Annotated in this window: 23 protein-coding genes; 18 read left to right on the top strand and 5 right to left on the bottom strand. The window is 64.1% G+C overall.

Translation table 11 applies throughout. The features are described from left to right. Positions 1-5 precede the first annotated feature (5 nt). The gene (locus tag BLW08_RS14455) at positions 6-254 is read right to left on the bottom strand and encodes a hypothetical protein (RefSeq protein ID WP_139244906.1); all 249 of its coding nucleotides are present in this window, start codon (positions 252-254) and stop codon (positions 6-8) included. Positions 255-377: 123 nt separating this feature from the next. Here BLW08_RS14455 and BLW08_RS14460 point away from each other — a divergent pair, with 123 nt between their 5' ends. After that, positions 378-1,532 carry a WD40/YVTN/BNR-like repeat-containing protein gene (locus BLW08_RS14460; RefSeq protein WP_091325916.1) on the top strand — a complete coding sequence of 385 codons (1,155 nt, stop codon included), beginning with the start codon at positions 378-380 and terminating at the stop codon, positions 1,530-1,532. Between the two features lie 7 nt (positions 1,533-1,539). Further along, complete coding sequence (locus BLW08_RS14465) at positions 1,540-1,827, top strand: MoaD/ThiS family protein (protein WP_091325917.1); 288 nt, start codon at positions 1,540-1,542, stop codon at positions 1,825-1,827. A gap of 22 nt (positions 1,828-1,849) precedes the next feature. Here BLW08_RS14465 and BLW08_RS14470 read toward each other — a convergent pair whose 3' ends face one another. After that, the gene (locus BLW08_RS14470) at positions 1,850-2,086 is read right to left on the bottom strand and encodes a hypothetical protein (RefSeq protein ID WP_090822585.1); all 237 of its coding nucleotides are present in this window, start codon (positions 2,084-2,086) and stop codon (positions 1,850-1,852) included. A 227-nt stretch (positions 2,087-2,313) separates the two neighbouring features. Between BLW08_RS14470 and BLW08_RS14475 the strand changes: the two genes are divergently transcribed. Further along, positions 2,314-5,028: an FG-GAP repeat domain-containing protein gene (locus BLW08_RS14475; protein ID WP_091325919.1), complete on the top strand. Its 2,715-nt coding sequence runs from the start codon at positions 2,314-2,316 to the stop codon at positions 5,026-5,028. A gap of 145 nt (positions 5,029-5,173) precedes the next feature. Here BLW08_RS14475 and BLW08_RS14480 read toward each other — a convergent pair whose 3' ends face one another. After that, a complete protein-coding gene (locus BLW08_RS14480; protein ID WP_091325920.1) occupies positions 5,174-6,511 on the bottom strand; it encodes an MFS transporter in 1,338 nt (445 codons plus the stop codon). A gap of 203 nt (positions 6,512-6,714) precedes the next feature. Here BLW08_RS14480 and BLW08_RS14485 point away from each other — a divergent pair, with 203 nt between their 5' ends. From BLW08_RS14485 to BLW08_RS14540, 12 genes are all read left to right on the top strand, one after another. Then, positions 6,715-7,485 (top strand): IclR family transcriptional regulator, encoded by a 771-nt coding sequence (locus tag BLW08_RS14485; protein WP_090821881.1) that lies wholly within the window; start codon positions 6,715-6,717, stop codon positions 7,483-7,485. 311 nt (positions 7,486-7,796) lie between these two features. Then, positions 7,797-8,705, top strand: a complete 909-nt coding sequence (locus tag BLW08_RS14490) for a shikimate dehydrogenase (protein ID WP_091325922.1) — start codon at positions 7,797-7,799, stop codon at positions 8,703-8,705. Beyond that, the gene (locus BLW08_RS14495; RefSeq protein ID WP_091325924.1) at positions 8,705-10,591 is read left to right on the top strand and encodes a bifunctional sugar phosphate isomerase/epimerase/4-hydroxyphenylpyruvate dioxygenase family protein; all 1,887 of its coding nucleotides are present in this window, start codon (positions 8,705-8,707) and stop codon (positions 10,589-10,591) included. The genes BLW08_RS14490 and BLW08_RS14495 overlap by 1 nt, the downstream gene beginning before the upstream one ends. A gap of 49 nt (positions 10,592-10,640) precedes the next feature. Continuing rightward, positions 10,641-11,510: a protocatechuate 3,4-dioxygenase subunit beta gene (pcaH, locus tag BLW08_RS14500; protein ID WP_091325925.1), complete on the top strand. Its 870-nt coding sequence runs from the start codon at positions 10,641-10,643 to the stop codon at positions 11,508-11,510. 4 nt (positions 11,511-11,514) lie between these two features. After that, on the top strand, positions 11,515-12,129 hold the full coding sequence (pcaG, locus tag BLW08_RS14505; protein ID WP_091325927.1) for a protocatechuate 3,4-dioxygenase subunit alpha: 615 nt from the start codon (positions 11,515-11,517) through the stop codon (positions 12,127-12,129). Continuing rightward, a complete protein-coding gene (locus BLW08_RS14510) occupies positions 12,126-13,565 on the top strand; it encodes a lyase family protein (RefSeq protein ID WP_091325928.1) in 1,440 nt (479 codons plus the stop codon). Before pcaG ends, BLW08_RS14510 begins: the two co-directional genes overlap by 4 nt. Beyond that, the gene (locus BLW08_RS14515; protein WP_091325930.1) at positions 13,558-14,361 is read left to right on the top strand and encodes an alpha/beta fold hydrolase; all 804 of its coding nucleotides are present in this window, start codon (positions 13,558-13,560) and stop codon (positions 14,359-14,361) included. Before BLW08_RS14510 ends, BLW08_RS14515 begins: the two co-directional genes overlap by 8 nt. Then, on the top strand, positions 14,358-14,804 hold the full coding sequence (gene pcaC, locus BLW08_RS14520; protein WP_091325931.1) for a 4-carboxymuconolactone decarboxylase: 447 nt from the start codon (positions 14,358-14,360) through the stop codon (positions 14,802-14,804). The genes BLW08_RS14515 and pcaC overlap by 4 nt, the downstream gene beginning before the upstream one ends. Positions 14,805-14,894: 90 nt before the next feature. Continuing rightward, positions 14,895-16,109 carry a thiolase family protein gene (locus BLW08_RS14525; RefSeq protein ID WP_091325933.1) on the top strand — a complete coding sequence of 405 codons (1,215 nt, stop codon included), beginning with the start codon at positions 14,895-14,897 and terminating at the stop codon, positions 16,107-16,109. Positions 16,110-16,123: 14 nt separating this feature from the next. Continuing rightward, positions 16,124-16,807 carry a 3-oxoacid CoA-transferase subunit A gene (locus tag BLW08_RS14530; RefSeq protein ID WP_091325935.1) on the top strand — a complete coding sequence of 228 codons (684 nt, stop codon included), beginning with the start codon at positions 16,124-16,126 and terminating at the stop codon, positions 16,805-16,807. Between the two features lie 2 nt (positions 16,808-16,809). Next, entirely contained in the window at positions 16,810-17,481 is a 672-nt protein-coding gene (locus BLW08_RS14535) for a 3-oxoacid CoA-transferase subunit B (RefSeq protein WP_091325936.1), read from the top strand. Between the two features lie 252 nt (positions 17,482-17,733). Continuing rightward, the gene (locus tag BLW08_RS14540; RefSeq protein ID WP_091325938.1) at positions 17,734-18,537 is read left to right on the top strand and encodes an IclR family transcriptional regulator domain-containing protein; all 804 of its coding nucleotides are present in this window, start codon (positions 17,734-17,736) and stop codon (positions 18,535-18,537) included. Here BLW08_RS14540 and BLW08_RS14545 read toward each other — a convergent pair whose 3' ends face one another. Further along, entirely contained in the window at positions 18,538-18,882 is a 345-nt protein-coding gene (locus tag BLW08_RS14545; protein ID WP_090821858.1) for an iron chaperone, read from the bottom strand. It lies immediately after the preceding gene. A gap of 41 nt (positions 18,883-18,923) precedes the next feature. Beyond that, a complete protein-coding gene (locus BLW08_RS14550; RefSeq protein ID WP_090821857.1) occupies positions 18,924-19,322 on the bottom strand; it encodes a RidA family protein in 399 nt (132 codons plus the stop codon). A gap of 136 nt (positions 19,323-19,458) precedes the next feature. Between BLW08_RS14550 and BLW08_RS14555 the strand changes: the two genes are divergently transcribed. From BLW08_RS14555 to BLW08_RS14565, 3 genes are read left to right on the top strand one after another with little or no spacing between them, the layout of a single operon-like run. Then, positions 19,459-20,313: a fumarylacetoacetate hydrolase family protein gene (locus BLW08_RS14555; RefSeq protein WP_091325940.1), complete on the top strand. Its 855-nt coding sequence runs from the start codon at positions 19,459-19,461 to the stop codon at positions 20,311-20,313. 59 nt (positions 20,314-20,372) lie between these two features. After that, positions 20,373-20,855, top strand: a complete 483-nt coding sequence (locus BLW08_RS14560; RefSeq protein WP_090821852.1) for a cupin domain-containing protein — start codon at positions 20,373-20,375, stop codon at positions 20,853-20,855. Positions 20,856-20,858: 3 nt separating this feature from the next. Further along, entirely contained in the window at positions 20,859-21,731 is an 873-nt protein-coding gene (locus tag BLW08_RS14565) for an acyl-CoA thioesterase (protein WP_091325942.1), read from the top strand. Positions 21,732-21,765: the final 34 nt, after the last annotated feature.

Here is a 21,765-nt window from a genome sequence, read left to right on the forward strand (position 1 = left end):
GTCTCTCAATTTCCAATTTCGTTGGAACCACGCATCGACGTGAGCTTTATGCGGACCACGGCCAGCGCGGCGGCGCTGGACGCCACTGCCAAGAAGAATATGAGGACCAGGATGGGGCCAAGGAACGGCCCCGGATAGCTCCACGCAAGGAGCAGAGAGATTGCCAAACCGGCAACAGATATGGCGAATACCCAATTCAGTCGCCACGTGAGAGCCAATGCCTGATTTTCGGTGAGCTTGTTTGAACGGGGCATCAAGTCACCATACTCGGGAATTCGCAGGCAGTTCACTCATGAATTCCAGGATCCGGCATTTTCGGTTTGAGGCGTGTTGGCGGTGCAAAATGGGCCTTGCCACCCATCCACCCCGGTGGTTGCATGGACAGCATGGCTACCGCAGAGAGTTATGTCTTAGCGATCGGGACCAAGAAAGGCCTGTGGCTGGCAACCAGCACAGACCGAAAAGAATGGTCCCTCTCCGGCCCGCACTTCCTGATGAGCGAGATTCCAAGCATCGGGATAGACACGCGGGACGGCAAAACCCGGATCTTGGTGGGCGTACGGTCCGAGCACTGGGGCCCCACCGTGGCCCATTCAGACGACCTTGGCGCCTCGTGGACAGAACCCGAGCAGGGTGCCATCAAATTCCCGGACGGCACCGACGCCGCCCTGGAACGTATCTGGCAGATCTACCCCGACGCCGATTCCCGCCCTGGCGTCGTCTGGGCAGGTTGTGAACCGATCTCTGTGTGGAAATCGACCGACGGCGGCGAGCACTTCGAGCTGAACCGCGGGCTCTGGGACCACCCGCACCGCAGCGAGTGGGGTGCTGGCTACGGCGGCGCGGCGGCACACTCGATTGTGGTGGACCCGTCCGGTGAGAAAGTCCACGTCGCCATGAGTACGGGCGGCGTTTACAGATCGCTCGACGGCGGCACCTCCTGGGAACCCCGCAACAAAGGGATCTCTGCCTACTTCATGCCCGACCCCAACCCCGAGTTCGGCCAGTGCGTCCACAAGATCGCAGCGGATGCCGCCGTCGGGGGCCGTTTGTACGCGCAGAACCACCACGGCGTGTACCGCACGGACGATGACGGCGAGAACTGGGGCTCCATCGCGGAGGGGCTGCCCGCCGACTTCGGCTTCGTGATGCTCACGCACCCCCGGCGCGAGGGAACGGCCTGGGTGATTCCGTTGAAGGCGGACGGTGAACGCATCCCGCCGGACAGCAAGCTCAGTGTGCATCGCACCGGCGATGCCGGCAATTCATGGAAGGAACTCCACACGGGCCTCCCGGACCACGAATACAACGCGGTGCTCCGTGATGCTGCCTCGGTGGATTCGGCAGAGCCCGTGGGCGTGTACTTCGGAACCCGCGGGGGTGACGTGTACGCCAGCGCCGACGAGGGCGAGACCTTTACTGAAGTGGCCTCGCACTTGCCGGACGTGCTGTGCGTGCGTGCCGCCGTCGTGGTTGGCAACAACACCGCCGTCGAGCTGGAACAAAAGGCCAGCGCCCCGGTACCTGGTTAGGTCCGTTGTGGCTGACTTTACGGTCTTGTTGCCTGGCGTCCTGCAGCCACTCGTCGGCGGACAGTCCTATCTGACTGCGTCCGCCGACGGGGCTGTGACCGTTGGACAGTTGCTGGATTCGGTGACCGGAGATTATCCGGTGCTGGCCAGGCGATTGCGTGATGAAACCGGGGCACTCCGCCGTTTCGTGAATATTTACGTGAACGGTGATGAGGTCCGGCGTCTGAAGGGTCTTGAGACGGAGGTTGCCGCTGGCCAGGAGGTCCTGATTGTCCAGTCCGTGGCCGGTGGCTGAGGGGGTTTGGGGTCAAGCCGGTTCAGGCGACGCGCCAAACACTGCATTCGTCGGTATTGATGGCTTTCCTCATGCCGGAGACGTGATCCATGATCCAGACGACGCCGATTCCCGGTGCCGTTTCCTGAACCCGTCCGCGCCGAATGACCACGTCATCGTAGGCGGGACCCACGGACAGGCGGGCTTCGATCTCGTCTCCGCGGTGGAGTTGGCTGATCGCGCGTATACGTGTTGTGTGTGTTGTGACTTCCTTCAACATGGTGGCCTCCTGGGCTGGAGCTTGTGCCTGCACTTGCCGGCTATTCCAGTGTGGCGCGGCAATGTTGCCACGGTATTTCGGGGCGGTTAGGGTCCGGTTAGCATTCCGGGATGGTTGCGTTTCCTGTGACCCCGCCCTGCCTTCCGGGCACAGTGCGGCCCCGGCTGTACCCTGACCTTGGTTCCTGAGACTCACAGGCACCGCAGGCTCCATCCCCGGGAGATTCAATGGGTGTTTTGCGGCGATCAATCGCGCTGTCCACAGGCTTGGTGGTGTTTGCCACCGGCCTGTTTTTCGTACAGGCCCCGGCAACGGCCGTTCCCCTGCCTGGTCCTGATAATCCGAACGTCCAGTTCGTGGAGGGCACGCCGCACTCGGAGCATTTGTTCGACACGCCGCCCGCCGGCAACGCGCCAAAGGGACAGGCCGACGTCGATTCCCTCCTCCGTGACGGCGCCGCGGCAGCAGGGCCCGGCGGGGACATCCGCGTCCGGCTGGTGACCGCCACGCTGGCGGACAACACCAACCCGGTCTCCATGGCCGAGGCCGAGAAGGCTGTGGCGGCAACCAGTAAATATTGGCAGGCGATGACGGCCAACAAGCTGTCCATGTCCGTTGCCAGCAAGGTTGCCGGGCACCCGTCCAAGGCGAAGTCCACTGACAGTTACAGCACCATCATTTCCACGATCACCAGCGAGCTGAAATGGTCTGCGAGCCCTTACACGGCGCTGGTCATTTTCATCCCGACTGCCACGTTGTCCGGAAACGCGCTGGGCGCCGGATACAGCAGTGGCAGTTACAGCGGCAGGGTCCTTCTGCCGCAGATCAGCAACTTCTCCAACAATGTGATGAGCCATGAGTTCGGGCACGTGATTGGCATGATGCATGCCGACGCGTTGCAGTGCGGCAGCGGCGCGTCCGACGTCGGGGTCAACAGCAATGGCCAGTTCACGGATTCGTCCTGCTATATCCGCGAATATGGCGACACCACGGACATCATGGGTGCAGCCCAATGGAACTCGCCCGTGATCAGCTCCACCTTCTGGGACTACGGTGGGCTGGGCCGCGGCGACGAGATCCGCGATATTGGTGTTGCCGCCGGCGTCAAGAGTTACACGCTCAAGCCGTGGGGTGGCACCGAGGCCCAGAGGGCCATCAAGTTCACTGATCCCGTCAGCCGGGAAGTCTACTATCTGGAACTTCGGCAGCCTGTTGGGTACGACAGCTACCTTTCGGGGGGCAACAAGGGCGTCAAGATCGTCCAGCGCGGTGGCGCCACGATTGCCTCGTCGCTCATCCTCATGCCGGATACCAGGCCATTCAGCGGTTGGTACAGCCCCAACCATGCATGGCAGGCCGGCAGCACCTTCACCACGTACACGGGCACCATGGTGACCATCAATTCTGTCAGTGCCACGTCGGCCACTGTGACCATCAATGCCGATCCCAAGCTCAAGGCGCGAATGAGCTTCTCCGCTGGAGATTTTGACGGTGACAAGCTGCCCGACGTCATTTCCCGGGAAACGGACGGATCGCTGCTGCTGTTCGCGGGTCTACCCGGCAACCGCCTGGAGGATCCGGTGCGCATCGGCTCAGGCTGGGACATTTTCAACGCGGTGTTGGGGACTTCCGATGTCAACGGCGACGGCTTTGCGGACATCCTGGCGCGCAGCAGCGACGGCGCCCTGTGGCTCTACCCGGGCAACGGCAAGGGTGGTTTCCACTCCAGGACCCAGGTTGGCGTTGGCTGGCAGGGCTTCACCCAGTTGGTGACGCCCGGCGACTTCAACGGTGACGGCCGCAACGACGTGATCGCGGCCGACCCCGACGGCGTCCTGTGGCTCTACCCCGGCAACGGTTCGGGCGGTTTCCTTGCCCGCACGCAGCTGGGCCAGGGCTGGGACGTGTTCACAAGCCTCGCCCCGGCCGGCTCCTTTGGTGGCGGTTCGGCAGGGCTCCTGGCCCGCTCCGCCGACGGAACGCTTTTTGCCTACCCAGGAGATGGCAAGGGCGGCTTCCTGCCGCGTGCCGCCGTCGGAAGCGGTTGGAACCTGGCGGGCAGCATCATTGGCGGGCAGGACTTTACCGGCGACAGAAACGCAGATGTCCTGACTGTCAACGGTTCCGGCATGAGCCTGTACCCGGGTGACGGTTCCGGCTTCGCGGACCGCCTGGCGATCGGAACCGGGTGGAACCAGTTCAGCCAGGTGTGGGAAGCAGGAGATTTCGACGGCGATGCCGTGGCTGACATCCTGGCGCGCGGCACCAATGGTGTGCTGTGGCTCTACCCCGGCAACGGTTCGGGCGGCTTCCTGCCCCGGGTCCAGGTGGGAACGGGCTGGAACGTCTTTACTGCCGTGGTCAGTGCCGGCGATTTCGACGGCGATGGTCACCCCGATCTTGTTGCCCGGGCTTCGGACGGTTCACTGTGGCTGTATCCGAGCGACGGGAAGGCCCAATTCCTGGCCCGCAAGCAGATTGGCACGGGTTGGCAGGGCTTCACCCAACTGCTTGCTCCGGGTGATTTCAACGGCGACGGCAAGGCTGACATCGTGGCCCAGTCTGCCGATGGCGTGTTGTGGCTGTATCCCGGAAACGGGGCCGGCGGTTTCCTGGCACGCAAGCAGATCGGCACAGGGTGGGACATGTTCAACCTGGTCCTGCAGGCCGGCGATTTCACTGGCGACGGCAAGGAAGACCTCCTGGGCCGAGGCTCCGACGGTGGGCTGTGGCTCTACCCGGGCAACGGCAACGGCGGGTTCCTGGCCCGTTCCTACCTGGGTTCCGGGTGGAACATGTTCTCCAGCGTTGCAGCCTTGGGGGACGGCTTCACGGGCACTGGCGACCCGTCCGTCGTCGGGGTGGCCGGTGATGGGACCCTGCTCATGTACTCCGGAACGGGTGCCGGCAAGTTCAAGCCGGTGATGCTGAACCCGCGGTAGCTCCACGGGGTAGCGCGCTACGCGTTCCCTCCCGGTTGCCTCGGCCCGGGGTGTGTCCGGCACAGCGAAAAGCCCGGAATGTCAGGTGGCATTCCGGGCTTTCGCCGCTCCGGACCCCGACTAACCGGGAAGGAGCGTGCAGGACTTAGGCGTGCTGCGCGTGCTTGTGGAGGCCGAGCTCCGCGGTGGGAACCTTGGCGGATTCGCGGGCGGTAATGGCTGAGACAGCTGCGATCACGCAGATCACGGCGGTGAAGATGGAAATCTGGACCCATCCGCCCGGCTTGGTGCCGCCCAGTGCGGTCACGATTGCGGGGGCGAAGCCTGCCATGAGGAAGCCGAGCTGCGTGCCGATGGCCAGTCCGGAGAAGCGGACCTTGGTGCTGAACATTTCACCGTAGAAGGACGGCCACACGGCGTTGGCGGCAGCGTATCCGAAGGAGAAGAACACGATGGAAACCAGGAACATCAACGGCACATTGCCCGACTCGAGCGTCAGCAGGAACACCGGTGTCATGATGGCGCTGGCGATTGCTCCGTAGATGAAGACGGGCTTCCGGCCGATCTTGTCCGCAAGCATGCCGAACAAGGGCTGGGTTCCGAGGGCCACGACGTTGGCCGCGACCACCAGCCACAGTGTGATGGTGCTGTTCACGTGGGCAACGTCCTGGGCGTACTTGATCGCCAGGGTTCCAAAAACGGTGCTCACTGCGGCAATGAAGGCGCAGCAGACCACGCGGAGAACATCGCGCCAGTGCAATCGCAGGAGGTCGGCAACGGGAAGCTTGGAGATCTGGTTGTTCTTCTTGGCCTCGGCGAATGCCGGCGGCTCGTGCAGGGTGCGGCGAATGAAGTAGGCCACCATGACAACCACTGCGCTGAGCCAGAACGGGATGCGCCAGCCGATGCCGTACTTAATCTCATCGGGCAGTGCCACCACGGGAATGAAGACGAGGGCTGCGAGAATCTGGCCACCCTGGGTACCGGTCAGGGTCCACGAGGTGAAGAAGGACCGGCGGTTGTCCGGGGCGTGCTCCAACGTCATGGAGGAGGCGCCGGCCTGCTCGCCGGCGGCTGAGAGGCCCTGGCACAGGCGGGCCAGGACCAGCAGGACGGGCGCCCACCAGCCGATGGTCTTGAAGTCCGGGAGGCAGCCGATCACGAAGGTGGCGGCACCCATCAGGACCAGGGTGAACATGAGGACCTTTTGCCGCCCGATCCGGTCACCGAAGTGGCCCAGAATGACGGCGCCCACTGGGCGGGCGACGTAGGCGAAGCCGAACGTCGCGAAGGACATGATGGCTGCGTTGGCGTCTGCGTCCGGGAAGAACACATGCGGAAAAATCAGGGCCGCTGCCGAGCCGAAGATGAAGAAGTCGTAGTACTCCACGGCGCTGCCAAGGAAGCTGGCAAGCGCTGCTTTCTTGGGAGTTCCGGTGGTTGTTTCAGTGCCTGGCGTCGCTGACGGCATTGTTTGGCTCATGGGGGGTTCCTTCTGTGACGACGATGTCGCGGATCTAGCTTCAAAGGGAAGACCAGAGCGAGGTGCGGCCGGATCATCCCGAAAGTAACCACATGGTGAGAGCTACTTGTGCAATACAGCAATACTGGCTGTGAGTGGGGTCACTTGTCAAGAGATGTCACCACCATCTAGAAATAGCTCTCACCATGTGAGAGCATCGAGTTATGAGTGTGAAAGAGGACACAAAGACCGACATGGTCGGCAAAGCCCTAAGCCTGCTGGTACTTCTGGGCAATGAACCGCGCGGTGCAAGTGCGGCTGATCTGGCCCGGAGTGCCAGCCTGCCGTTCAGCACCACCTATCGCCTGCTGGGCTCCCTGACGCGTGACGGATTCGTGGACTATGAGCCTGATGGGCGCCGCTACCACCTGGGCTTGCGCGTGTTCCAGCTCGGCCAGCGGGTCTCCAATCACCACGGCTTCGCCGCGACGGCCCTGCCTGTCCTCCAGCGCGTCACGGAGCGAACCCATGAGGCAACCATCCTGTCCGTCCGTGATGGCAATCATCACCTCACGGTCAACAAGGTGGATGGACCCAAGACCTTCCGTGTCACCAGCGACCCCGGGCATCTGGGCGCGCTGCACACCACCTCGGTTGGCAAGGCGATCGTGGCGTTTGAGGAAGAGATCGAGCGGAAGCGCCTCCTGGAGGAGCTGCCCCTGGATCCATTGACCCAGCACTCCATTACCGATCGCGACAAGTTCCGCGAAGAAATCGAGCAGGTGCGCCGGCAGGGATATGCCGTCATGGATGAAGAGAATGAGGTGGGCATGCGGGCCGTCGCTGTGCCGGTCCTCAACTCGCAGGGTCATGCTTTTGCGTCCCTGGCCACGGCCGTGCCGGTGTTCCGCCTCACCATGGAGGAACTCATTGCGCACGTCCCCACGCTGCAGGAGGCCGCGGCTGAACTCGCGGCCAGGCTGCCCCAGCGCTGAGTCCCGCGATGCACGCCCGCTCGTTGTGAGGCCCGCTTTGCGCCCCGGATTCCCGGAATACCGCGCAGAGCAGGCCCCGCAACGCGAGGGTCCTCGTTGTGAGGCTCGCTTTGCGCTCCGGATTCCCGGAATGCCGCGCAGAGCAGGCCCCGCAACGCGACCTCACAAAAACTTCGGCGCTCAGTAAATGTTCGCGATAAGAACAAGCGTGCGGAATATGAACACTTGTAGTAATCTAAATAACACCCCGGCAAGCGGCGCCCCGGAAAGCGCCAAAAAGCCCGCGGTGCTGAAGTCAAAGGAGCTTTAGGATGAGCAACCGAGCCGAATCCGTTCTGGTGGGCCTCATAGGTGAAGGCGTCATGCCCTCGCTCACGCCGCCCATGCACGAACGCGAAGCCGATGTGCAGGGCCTTCGCTTGCTGTACCGCCCCATTGACCTGCTGGAACTGGCACTGCCGGCCGCCGCCGTCGGGGATCTCCTCACCGCAGCCCACCGCATGGGCTTCAATGGCCTGAACATCACGCACCCCTGCAAGCAGTTGGTGCTTGAGCACCTTGATGAAATTTCCGACGACGCTGCGCGCCTGGGTGCCGTGAATACGGTCCTGATTCGGGATGGTCGGTTTATCGGCCACAACACAGACTTCTCGGGCTTCGGTTCGGCGCTCGCCGACGGACTCCCGAACGCCAAGCTGAACCGTGTGGTCCAGCTCGGCGCGGGCGGTGCCGGCTCGGCCGTTGCTTACGCGCTCCTCACCGCCGGCGTCAGCACGCTGGACCTGGTGGACATGGACCCTGCCCGCGCTGCGGAACGCGCTTCCGAGTTGGGCGCACTCTTCCCCGAAGCCACGGTCACGCCGCGCAGCACTGACGAACTCGGGCAGATCATGCCGCTTGCCGACGGCCTGGTGCACTGCACCCCGATCGGCATGGCCGCCCACCCGGGACTGCCCCTGGACATCGAACTCCTGGAGCCACGCCACTGGGTGGCTGACATCGTCTACCGCCCCATCGAAACGCAACTGGTCCGCGAAGCGCGTGCCAAGGGCTGCGACGTCCTCGACGGCGGCAGGATGGCGGTGGGTCAGGCAGCCGACGCTTTCCAGCTCATTACAGGACGTCAAGCCGACCGGGAGCGGATGCGGGCACACTTCCTGGAACTCATCGCAGTGGAAGACGCGGCGGCGGCCCCCGAGCTGACGAAGGCAGGCCACTGATGCGCACCGGTATCGCCACTGTCTGCCTGTCCGGCACGCTGAAGGAAAAGATGCAGGCCTGCGCCATTGCGGGCTTCGATGGCATCGAGATCTTTGAGCAGGACCTCGTCACGTCCCCGCACAGCCCGGAAGAAGTCCGGAAAATGGCCGCCGACCTCGGTCTGGGCCTGGACCTCTACCAGCCTTTCCGGGATTTCGACGGCGTTACCCCGGAGCTGCTCAAGGCCAACCTCAAGCGGGCCGAGGCCAAGTTCAAGCTCATGTCACGCCTGGGCATGGACACCATCCTGGTCTGCTCCAACGTGGCGACAGCCACCATCGACGACGACGATCTCAGGGCCGAGCAGCTCGCAGAATTGGCAGAGTTGGCCGGGGCGCACGGCGTCAAGGTTGCCTACGAAGCCCTGGCGTGGGGCAAATACGTCAACGACTACGAGCACGCCTACCGCTTGGTTGAGATGGTGGACCACCCCAACCTCGGAACTTGCCTGGACTCCTTCCACATCCTGTCCCGCGACTGGGACACCGCGCCGATCGAGCAGATCAACGCGGAGAAAATCTTCTTCGTCCAGGTTGCCGACGCCCCCAAACTCTCCATGGACGTGCTGTCCTGGAGCCGCCACTACCGGGTTTTCCCGGGTGAGGGACAGTTCGAACTCGCCAAGTTCATGGGACACGTTGTCCGCGCCGGGTACACGGGTCCGGTATCGCTTGAGGTTTTCAACGACGTCTTCCGTCAGTCGGACACCGAGCGCACCGCCGTGGACGCCATGCGGTCGCTCATTTGGCTGGAGGAGCAGAGCGCCAAGTGGCTCGCCAGCAGCGCTGCGGAAACCGGAACTGGGACCGCGGCCGGCAATCGCGGTGCGTCCCGCCGTCGTTATCCCATGGAACTTGCCACGCTGCCCAAGGTGAACGAGCCCGCTGGTTTCAACTTCGCCGAGGTCAAGGCCGACGACACCGCGCAGCTTGAGAAGCTCCTGGGCCAGCTCGGCTTCGAGTTCGAAGGCCGCCACCGCACCAAGGACGTCCAGCTCTGGACCATGGGCCAGGCGCGCGTCATCATCAACGAACAGGCGGCCTCGCACTCGGAACCGGCTATCGCCGCTTTGGGGTTCGACGTCGATTCTCCAGTGATTGCCTCCGCTCGTGCCCAGCAACTCAAGGCGCCCGTGGTTGCCCGCAAGGTCCAGGCCGACGAGGAAGTCTTCCAAGGCATCTCCGCCCCGGACTCCACGGAGATCTTCCTGTGCCAGGGAAGCCCGGACGGCACCGCCGCGTGGACACACGAGTTCGGCGAGGGCCTGGACCACGCGTCCAGTGCGCAGAACGCTGTGATTGACCACGTGAACCTGGCCCAGCCGTGGCAGCACTTCGATGAAGCCGTCCTCTTCTACACCAGTGCCCTGGCCCTGGAACCGCAGCCATTTGCGGAAGTCCCGAGCCCCAGCGGCTTGGTGCGCTCGCAGGTTATGGAAACCAGCACTGGCGCGGTCAGGCTGGTCCTGAACCTGGCGCCCGCCCAGCAAGCCCAGGAAACAGCACGCAAAACGTACCAGGAACACATCGCGTTCGCCGTGGACGACCTCGTGGCCACGGCCCGGTCCGCCCGCGATCGCGGCCTCGAGTTCCTGCAGATTCCGGCCAATTATTACGAGGACCTGGATGCCCGGTTCGATCTCGAACCCGGCTTCCTGGCCACCCTCAAGGAGCTCAACCTCCTGTATGACCGGGACGCCAACGGCGAATTCCTCCACTTCTACACAGCCACTGTGGGCAGTGTGTTCTTCGAAATGGTGGAGCGCCGCGGCAACTATGACGGCTACGGGGCGCCAAACGCTCCGGTACGTCACGCCGTCCAATACGACTCGCTTCACCGGGTGTAGGCCCGCTGCCCATAAACCAGAAGAACCCGTCAACCGAAAGGAGCCGGCCGTGCCACAGGAACAGACAGCACAGGCGCTCGAATCAGAGGAACTCGTGCCGCCCGCTGAGCCACACGCCGCACACGAGTCCAAGAAGGTGGAAACCCAGGCAGATCTCAGTGCTGAGATCAAAGCCATGGGCGATCGCTACGCCGAGGCACTGAAGAACGGGCGCGCTCCGGAGACCATGCCGCGCCTGGACTACTCGCCATACCGGAGCAGCATCCTGCGCCACCCCACCAAGAGCCTGCACCACGCGGACCCGGAGACAATCGAGCTTTACTCGCCCGCCTTCGGCCACCAGGACGTGCACGCACTGGAATCGGACCTGACCATCCAGCACAACGGTGAGCCCCAGGGCGAGCGGATTATTGTTGCCGGCCGCGTGCTTGATGGTGACGGCAGGCCCGTTGCGGGTCAGCTCGTGGAGATCTGGCAGGCCAACGCATCCGGCCGCTACATCCACAAACGCGATCAGCACCCCGCGCCGCTGGATCCGAACTTCACGGGCGTTGGCCGCTGTATCACCGGTGCGGACGGCTCGTACAGCTTCACCACCATCAAGCCCGGCGCGTACCCGTGGAAGAACCACCTGAACGCCTGGCGTCCGGCGCACATCCACTTCTCCATGTTCGGCTCGGAGTTCACCCAGCGCATCGTCACCCAGATGTACTTCCCGGGCGACCAGCTCTTCCCGCTGGACCCCATCTACCAGTCGATCGTGGACCAGGACGCGCGTGACCGCCTCGTGGCACAGTACGATCACGAGCTGACGAGCCCGGAGTGGGCGCTCGGTTACAAGTGGGACATCATCCTGACCGGTTCCAAGCGCACCTGGACCGAAAACGAAGCATACGGCGACGCCGGGGACGAGGAGTAAGCGCATGAGCAAGCTGGCACCCACACCGGGTCAGACCGTTGGCCCCTTCTACGGCTACGCCCTTCCCTTTAACAAGGACAACGAACTCCTGGCTCCGGGCAGCCCCGGCAGCATCCGCCTCCAAGGCACCGTGTACGACGGCGCGGGGAACGCTATCCCGGATGCCATCCTGGAAATCTGGCAGCCGGACTCCGAGGGCAAGATCGTCCAGCGCACCGGCTCCCTGGTCCGCGATGGCTACACGTTCACCGGCTGGGGCCGCGGCTCCGTGGGCAACTCGGGCGTGTACACCTTCACCACGGTCAACCCCGGCCCCACGGCTCCCGGCGCGGCAGCGTTCATCTCCGTGGCGGTCTTCGCCCGCGGCCTCATGAACCGTCTCTTCACCCGCGTGTACCTTCCCGAAAACGAGGAAGCGCTGGCCAATGACCCTCTGCTGAGCTCCCTCGACCCGGAGCGCCGCAAGACGCTGATCGCCCGCCGCGACGCCGATGGTGGCCTCACCTGGGACATCCGCCTGCAGGGTGGCGACGAGACCGTGTTCCTGGACTTCCAGCAGGACGGCTCGCTGGAAACCAGCGTCAATGCGGACCATTCTGAAGGGGAAAACCAGGCATGACCGACGGCGACTTCGGCCTCCTCAGCCCCGTCTCGGCGTCGTCCGCTGTGGCGGCGCTGACGGGCGACCGTGCCGTGATCGCGGCGATCCTCGGTGTCGAAGCCTCCTGGGCTGCCGTCCTTGAGGGTGCGGGGCTTGTCCCTGCCGGATCCGCCGCTGTGGTGGCCGAAGCCGCCCATGGTGACTCCTACGACGTAGCTTCGGTAGCGGAACGCGCCCAGGGTGGCGCCAACCCGGTGATTCCTTTGCTCGGAGACCTGCGTGCTCGCGTCAAGGAGTTGGACACCTCGGGAATCGGTGCCGGCAAAGCTGTCCACACGTCGCTGACCAGCCAGGACGTCCTCGACTCCGCCCTGATGCTGCTGGCCAGCCGCACCGTTTCCGCGCTCCTGGTTGACGTCAAGGGCACGACGACGGCGCTCGCCACCTTGGCGGAGCAGCATGCGGACACGCTGTGCGTGGGCAGGAGCCTGACACAGCACGCGCTTCCGTACACGTTCGGGCTCAAGGCTGCGCAGTGGTTCCACGGCGTGGCGGCTGCGGCTGCCCGCTTGGAATCCCTTGAATTGCCGGTCCAGTTCGGCGGGGCCGGCGGGACGTTGGCCTCAGGCACGAAGCTCACCGCGGGCTCGGACTCCACGCCGTTCACCCTTGCGGATTCCTTGGCTGCCGAACTGGGCCTCGCACCTGTTACAGCGCCGTGGCACACCAACCGCCTCGCGGTCACGGCCCTCGGCGACGGGCTCGCCGCCCTGATCGACTCCTTCGGCAAGATCGCTGCAGACCTGCTGTTCCTGAGCCGCCCGGAAGTCGGCGAACTGGGCGAACCGCTGGCTGCCGGACGCGGTGTTTCCTCGGCCATGCCCCAGAAGCAGAACCCCGTGCTGTCCGTGCTCATCCGCAGTGCGGCGTTGCAGGCTCCCGCTCTTGCCGCGCAACTGCACCTTGCCGCAGCAACATTCAACGACGAGCGCCCCGATGGTGCCTGGCACAGCGAATGGCCGGCTCTGCGTCGGCTGCTCTCGTTGGCCCTGGGCGCAGCCGGACACCTCCGCGAACTCACCGAAGGCCTCCGTGTCTTCCCCGAGGCGATGCGCAGGAACCTGGAGCTCTCCGGGCCGCTGCTGCTCAGCGAAGGTGTGGCTGCCGCCGTCGCGCCTCTCCTCGGTGAGGCCGGAAAGCAGAAGCTGCAGGCCGTCGTCGACGAAACCCTGAAAGCACCCGCCGCCGAGCAGTCGCGGATCTATACCAAGCTTCTGCGCGAAGCCGTGCCCGCGGACAAGGTCTCCGACGCCACGCTTGAAGAGCTCCTGGACCCCGCGAGCTACCTCGGTGAGGCATCGGAGATCAGCCGCCGCATCCTGGACGCCTACCCCGACTTCACGGCGCCAGCAACAAACACGGGAATCTCAACGAAGGGAGCCACTCGTGGCTAAGCCAACAGTCAAGGCCGTGCTGCTGTCCCCGCAGCGCGAACTCGGAGCCAAGCCGCTCTTGGTAGTGGGCCCGTCGCTGGGCACGTCCACTGTGCTGTGGACTGAAACCGCGGCCCTCCTCGGCGATGAGTACGACGTCATCGGTTGGGACCTCCCCGGTCACGGCATCTCGCCCACCACCACCGAAGGTTTCGATATTGCGGAACTGGCTGACGCCGTCGTCGATCTTGTCGACTCGGTGAGTCCTGGCGCGAACTTCCACTACGCTGGCGTCTCGCTGGGCGGGGCCACCGGCCTGCAGCTCGGCATCAAGCACGGCGACCGCCTCCGCAGCCTGTCCGTGCAGTGCAGCGGCGCCAAGCTCGGCACCCCCGAAGGCTGGCTGGAGCGCGCCGAGACGGTTCGTCAGCTGGGCACGCCGGTGATGATCCAAGGCTCCGCTGAACGCTGGTTCGGGCCGGGATTCATGGACCGCCAGCCCGAGATCAGCAGCCGCCTCCTGCACGCGCTCCGCGACGCCGACCGCTTTGGCTACTCGTTCTGCTGCGAAGCCCTCGCCGCTTTCGATGTCCGCGAGCAGCTCGGCAGCATCACTGTCCCTACACAGGTGATTGCCGGCGTCGAGGATTCAGTAGCGCCGCCGTCGCTCGCCGAAGAAACGGCCGAAGGCATCCGAGCCGGTGGAGGACTCGCGCAGGTGGAAACGCTCGACGGCGTCGCGCACCTGGCGCCCGCGGAAGCACCAGCCGCCGTGGCTGAACTGATGCGCACCTTTATGAAGGAGAACGGACGATGACCTCTTCTGAACACAACGGCGCTGTACGGAATGGCGCCGTTCAGTCTGATGCCACCGCACAGGACATTTACGACGCCGGCATGGTGGTTCGCCGCGAAGTGCTCGGCGACGCGCACGTGGACCGGGCGAACGCCAACAAGGATTCCTTTACCGAGGACTACCAGGACATGATCACCAGGATCGCCTGGGGTGGCATCTGGACGCGGCCTGGCCTGAGCCGGCAAATGCGTTCCGCCGTCACCCTCACGGCGCTGGTGGCACATGGTCACTGGGAGGAGCTGGCCATGCATGTCCGGGCGGCCCTCAACAACGGCCTAAGCAGGGACGAAATCAAGGAAATCCTGCTGCAGACCGCCATTTATTGCAGTGTGCCGTCGGCCAACTCGGCCTTCAAGACGGCCCAAAAAGTATTCGCCGAGATCGACGCGGCCGAACCCAACTGAGTTCCCCCAACTAGCTCGCAATCGTGGTTGTTCTGAGCCCTCATAAACAACCTCTACTGCCAGCCAGTTGGGCAAGAGAAAGAGAAACCCATGAATCAGGCTTTCGTGTACGACGCCGTGCGCACGCCCTTTGGCAAGTTCGGCTCCGGACTTGCCGCAGTCCGTCCCGATGACCTTGCCGCCCACGTGGTCCGTGAGTCCGTCAAGCGGGCCCCTGGGCTCGACGTTGAGCGGATCGACGAGGTGGTGTTCGGTAACGCCAACGGCGCCGGCGAAGAAAACCGCAACGTTGCCCGTATGGCCACCCTGCTCGCTGGCCTGCCGGTCTCCATTCCGGGAACCTCGGTCAACCGGCTCTGCGGGTCCTCCTTGGACGCGGCGATCATCGCTTCGCGCCAGATCAACGCCGGCGACGCTGAGTTGATGCTGGTGGGCGGCGCCGAATCCATGTCCCGCGCGCCGTGGGTGCTGCCCAAGACGTCCAAGCCCTACCCGGCCGGTGACATGACCTTGGCGTCCACCACGCTGGGCTGGCGTTTGGTGAACCCGGCCATGAACAAGGACTGGACCATCTCCTTGGGCGAGGCCACCGAGCGGCTCCGCGAGAAGTACGGGATCACCCGTGAACGCCAGGACCAGTTCGCTGCTGATTCGCACAATTTGGCGGATGCTGCGTGGAATGAAGGCTTCTACGACAACCTGGTCTCGCAGGTTCCGGGCACCGACCTTGTCCGGGACGAAGGCATCCGTGCCGGTTCTTCGGCTGAGAAGCTGGCTGGCCTGAAGACCGTCTTCCGCCCTGAGTCGGACGGGCCCGACGGCGGCACGGTCACCGCCGGAAACGCCTCGCCTTTGTCTGATGGTGCTTCGGCTGCGTGGATCGGCTCCGAAGCCGCGTCTTCCATACTCGGCCTGGAGCCCCTCGCCCGCATCGCCGGTCGCGGTGCGCACGGCAACGATCCCCAGTTCTTCGGCTTCGCCCCGGTGGAGGCCGCGAACAAGGCCCTCGCGAAGGCGGGGATCGGCTGGGACCAGGTTGGCGCCGTCGAACTTAACGAGGCGTTCGCCGCGCAATCACTGGCGTGCGTTGACGCGTGGGGCATTGACCCCGCAATCGTGAACCAGCACGGTGGTGCAATCGCGATGGGACACCCGCTGGGTGCCTCCGGTACCCGCATCCTGGGAACGCTGGCTCGATCCTTGCAGGCCTCCGGCCAGCGCTGGGGCGTGGCAGCGATCTGCATCGGCGTGGGCCAAGGCCTGGCCGTGGTGCTCGAAAACGTCACTGCCGGCGCGTCGGCATAGAAGGGGTAAGAGTCATGCTGAATTTCATTGACACTGTGGGCGAGGCTGTCGCCAGCATCAAGGATGGGTCCACCGTGATGATCGGAGGCTTCGGCAACGCCGGCCAGCCGTTCGAGCTGATCGACGCCCTCTTGGATTGCGGCGCGAAGGACCTGACCGTGGTCAACAACAACGCCGGCCAAGGCGACCAGGGCCTGGCGCTGCTGATCAAGGAAGGCCGGGTCCGCAAGATGATCTGTTCCTTCCCGAGGCAGTCCGATTCCTGGCACTTCGACGCCAAGTACCACGCTGGCGAGATTGAGCTGGAACTGGTTCCGCAGGGCAACCTGGCTGAGCGCATCCGTGCCGCCGGTGCCGGAATCGGCGGCTTCTTCACTCCCACCAGCTACGGCACCACGTTGGCTGAGGGCAAGGAGAGCAGGTTCTTGGACGGGAAGTGGCAGGTCTTCGAAACGCCAATCCACGCCGACGTCGCGCTCATCAAGGCACTCAAGGCTGACGGCAAGGGCAACCTTGTGTACCGCAAGACCGCCCGGAACTTCGGCCCCATCATGGCCGCTGCTGCCAAACACACCATTGTGCAGGTATCGGAGATCGTGCCTACCGGTTCGTTGGATCCGGAGAACGTGGTGACACCCGGTATCTACGTCAACAGCGTGGTCCGCGTCAGCGGTTCCAGCGCAGAGAAGGTGGCCTGATTATGAGCACCCAAACCAGCATCCAGACCTCGGAAAAGCCGTTGGGCCGCGACGAGCTCGCCCAGTTGGTGGCCCGCGACATCGCCCCCGGTTCGTTCGTGAACCTGGGCATCGGCCAGCCCACTCTCGTGTCCAATTACCTCACCGAGGAACAGAACATCACGCTCCACACGGAGAACGGGATGCTCGGTATGGGCCCGGAGGCCGAAGGTGATGAGATCGATGAAGACTTGATCAACGCCGGCAAGATTCCCGTCACCGAGCTGCCCGGAGCCGCGTACTTCCACCATGCCGACTCGTTCGCCATCATGCGTGGCGGGCACCTGGATATCTGCGTTCTCGGCGCGTTCCAGGTTTCCGCCAACGGCGATCTAGCCAACTGGCACACCGGAGCCCCGGGGGCCATCCCCGCCGTCGGTGGCGCAATGGACCTGGCCACCGGCGCCAAGGACGTTTTTGTGATGATGACCTTGCTGACCCGCGAGGGCGTGTCCAAGCTCGTGGAGCAGTGCACCTACCCGGTCACCGGCGTCGGCTGCGTCACCCGCGTGTACACGGACAAAGCCGTGTTCCTCACCGGACCCGACGGCGTCACGGTCCGCGAGACCTTCGGCTGCACCTTCGAGGAAATCCAGGAGCTCGTGCCGCTGCCCCTGAAGGCCAAGGCAGAGTAGGCCCCGCAACGTTGGACCCTTGTGTTGTGTGGCCCGCTCTGCGTGGTTTTTCGCGAGTTCGGGGCGCAGAGTAGGCCCCGCAACGTTGGACCCTTGTGTTGTGAGGCCCGCTCTGCGTGGTATTTCGCGAGATTAGGGCGCAGAGCGGGCCCCGCAAGTTCGAGCCCTTGTGTTGTGTGGCCCGCTTTGCGCGGTATTTCGCGAGTTCGGGGCGCAGAGTAGGCCCCGCAACGCACTCTAGGATTGGTAACCATGAGCGACTCCGCAGTTACCCCGCAGGCCAGCGACCAGTACGTCCAGTCGCTGGCCCGCGGGCTCGCCGTGATCCGGGCGTTCGACGCGAACAATCCGCTCATGACTCTCAGCGAAGTGGCTGCCCGCACGGACCTGACGCGAGCCACGGCCCGGCGGTTCCTGCACACGTTGGTTGAGCTCGGCTACGTCCGCACCGACGGCAAAACGTTCGCGCTCACGGCCAAGGTGCTGCAGCTCGGCTACTCATACCTCTCGGCGCTGTCGTTGCCTCAGTTGGCCCAGCCGCACCTGGAGCAGCTCAGCTTGAAGCTGGGGGAGTCCACCTCCGCCGCAGTCCTCGACGGCCCGGATATCTTCTATGTGGCCCGCGTTGCCACGCGCCGGATCATGAACGTCGGCATCACCGTCGGTACCCGGTTCCCCGCGTACGCCACGTCCATGGGTCGCGTCCTGCTCGCCGGACTGCCGCAGGCCCAGCTTGAGGCTTACCTCACGACGGCGGAACTCACTCCGCTCACGCCGCGAACCGTCGCCAGCGTTCCCGACTTGAGGGCCGCCGTCGAGCATGTCCGTGCGCAAGGCTGGTGCTTGCTGGACCAGGAGCTGGAAATCGGCCTCATGTCCATCGCAGCCCCGGTGTGGAACCACAACAACGGCGACAACGTCGCGGCCATCAACGTGTCACTGCAGGCCCAAGCGGTCGCAGCGCAGCCGGATCCGGACGCCTATCTGGATTCAGTCCGAGCCGAAGTAGTGGCCACGGCCAACGCGATCTCGCAGGACGTCTCGGCCAAGCACTGACTAGCTCCGGATCGCCGCCAACCGCGTCTCCAGGATCCGGCGCACCATGGAATCCGGCACGGGGTTGTCCGCAGAAAACCGCAGCGTCCCGGGTGACCACGAATAACCGCCAAGCTCCTCCGACATTTCCGGCAGGATCTGCCCGCTGAACGGGTAAAGGGCCAAGTGTTTCTTCGTTTCGAGCACGCTCAGGAAGCCCTTGCCATCAACCAGCAGCGCGGGCATGCCGTAGCTGACGCCTTCTTCGGCATCGGGCGCGAGTTCGCGGGCGATCCCCACAATCCGCTCAAGGATCCCGCGGTTGGCCTCGCTGACGTTCTCCAAATATTCGGTGACGGTTCCCATAGGGACATGGTTCACCACATGCGCCTGTATCGGCCAGAGGTTTAGCGCTCCGGGATCACCGCGATGCCCTGGATTTCGATCAGGGCCTCTTTCTGCCAGAGGCGCGTGACGCCGATGCCAGCCATGGCGGGGTACTGCGAGCCGGCCATGTCGCGCCAAATGCGCCCAATCTCACGGCCGTTCGCCATGTAGTCGTCCACGTCCGTGAGGTAGATGGTCACGTTGACCAGGTCTTCCGGCTGCCCGCCGGCTTCGCGCAACGTCGTCAAAACGTTGGTGAACGCCTGGGTGAACTGCTCCACGATGCCGCCGGGAACGATGTTCATGTTCTTATCCAGGGCCGTCTGCCCGCCCAGGAAAACGGTGTTGCCGGCCAGGATTCCGTGCGCGAAACCCGATGGCTTGGGCAGCGATTCCGGGTTGATCGTTGTGTGGCTCATGCTGTTCCTCCTCGTTGTGGCAACTGCAAAAACTTTTGGAAAGCCTCTGTGCAGATCATTTCCGCCGTGCTACGTTGAGCATATGTGACGATCGTAAAAAAGTCGACACATCACAAAATCTCGAAGGGAACCCGCAATGAAACTAGCCACCTTGCGTACGGCCAGCGGAAGTACGACGGCGGCACTCGCCACGGGCGCCGACTCCTACCTCGCGCTGCCCGCCACTGACGTGGGGGAACTCCTGGCGCAGGCGGATTGGCGTGCTGTGGTGGAGGGGGCTGCCGCATCCAAGGATCAGACTGTCATCGCTGCAGCTGACGCAGACCTCGCGCCGCTCCTGCCCCGCGCGGGCAAAGTCATTTGCTGCGGCCTGAACTACGGCGACCACATCCAGGAAATGGGCCGCGAACTTCCTGAGTTCCCCACCCTGTTCGCCAAATACGCAGACACGCTGGTTGGTGCCGCCGACGCCGTGGAAGTCCACGGCAGCGGACGTGTGGACTGGGAAGCCGAGCTGGCCGTCGTCGTCGGTTCTGAACTGTTCCGCGCTGACGAAGAACAAGCCCGTGAGGCCATTGCCGGGTACACCGTGGCCAACGACGTTTCCATGCGTGATTGGCAGAACCGGACGCTTCAGTGGTTCCAGGGCAAGGCCTGGGACGGCACCACCCCTGTTGGTCCGGTCATGCTGACGGCCGATGAGGCAGGCAAAAGCTTCGACGTCCGCGGCTACGTCAACGGTGAGCTGGTACAGGAGGGAAACACCAGCACTCTGGTGTTCGGCCCGGCACGGCTGCTGTCCTACATCTCGCAGTTCACCACCCTTCGCCCCGGCGACCTCGTCCTCACCGGAACTCCTGGGGGAGTGGGCATGGGAATGACCCCGCCGCGCTTCCTCAAGGACGGCGACGTCCTCACCACCGAAATCGACGGGATCGGCCGGTTGGAAAACCAGTTCCGGATCCACGCGCCCGTCGCCGCCACCGTCTAAGTCCCACCCCACACAAGCGTCACCCCACACAAGCGTCACCCCACACGAAGGAGAGACCCATGAGCCAGACCACCACCGAATACCGCCTCGAAGGCGATAACTCCATCTACGCCCAAGCTGACGGAAAGGTTGTTCCGGTGGTCACCCGCGCCGGCGCCGAAGACACCAATACTGCCCAGTCGGGAGACTGCATCCGCGTCTCCGGCGTCAGCATCCAGCACACGCCGGCCACCAAGATCTGGTTCGGCCAGGTATCCAACACCCCTGGTTACCGTTCCCTCCCGCACCACCACGGTGAAGCTGAGACCGGCGGGTACGTGCTCCGCGGCCACGGCCGGATCTATTTCGGCGAGAACTACTCGGAGTTCATCGACATGAAGGCTGGCGACTGGGTTTTCGTGCCGCCGTTCATGCCCCATGTTGAAGCCAACATGTCCATCACGGATGAACTCGTCTGGCTCACCGCACGCACGCCGGAGAACCTCGTGGTGAACCTCGAAGACGTGGCTGACGAAACCCTCGCCGACTACCGCCGGGTCTAAGCCATGATCACTGGAACCCTGACGTCCGAGACGTTCCTCAAGGCAGTTGACCTCACGCCCACAACGGCAGAGGTCTTCGACGAAGCCTATGAAGCAACCACCCAGTACGTGCCGTGGCCAAAAGCCTATGGTGGGGACATGGTGGCACAGGCTGCGGCCGCAATGATGCGGTCCGTTGATGCTGACAGGAGTCTGCACTCGATGCATAGCTACTTCATGCGCCCCGTGGATATCGGTTCCAGTGTCCGCTACGAAGTGGAGCGCCTGCGGGACGGTCGCGGTTACTCCACCCGCACCGTCCGGGGCTTCCAGAACGGCAAGCCTGTCTATGCCGCGATGGGTTCCTTTCAGGTCCCCGAAGACGGCCCGGACTTCCAGGCTGAGTCTCCTGCCGCCGTCGAGCCTGACTCGCTGCGGACCGCGGCGGAAGCGCTGGACGGCGTGGACGGCAAAGCAGCGGACTACTGGTCCGCGGGCCGCAGCTTCGACATGCGCCATATTCCTGGTCCGGTATATATCGAACTCGAAGGTGGCGCGGTGCCGCAGCAGGCCATCTGGGTCAAGGCCTTCGAAGCCCTGCCCGATGACGCCAACCTTCACCGCACCGCCCTTGCCTACGTTTGCGACTACACCATCCTGGAGCCGCTCCTCCGCGTCAACGGACTCAACTGGTCCAGCCCCGGGCTCGCCACCGCCAGCCTGGACCACTCCATGTGGTTCCACCGGGATGGTCGCGCGGACGACTGGGTGCTCTACGCCCAGGACGCCATTTCCGGTCAAAGCAACAGGGGCCTCGCCATGGGCCGCTTCTTCGATCGCCAAGGCAGGCTGCTCGCTACGGTCGCCCAGGAGGGCATGATCCGGGCCGGCGCCTGAAACCACCATTCATCAGCTTCAACGACGCACCACT

It is taken from the genome of Arthrobacter sp. cf158, from assembly GCF_900106835.1.
GTDB lineage: Bacteria > Actinomycetota > Actinomycetes > Actinomycetales > Micrococcaceae > Arthrobacter.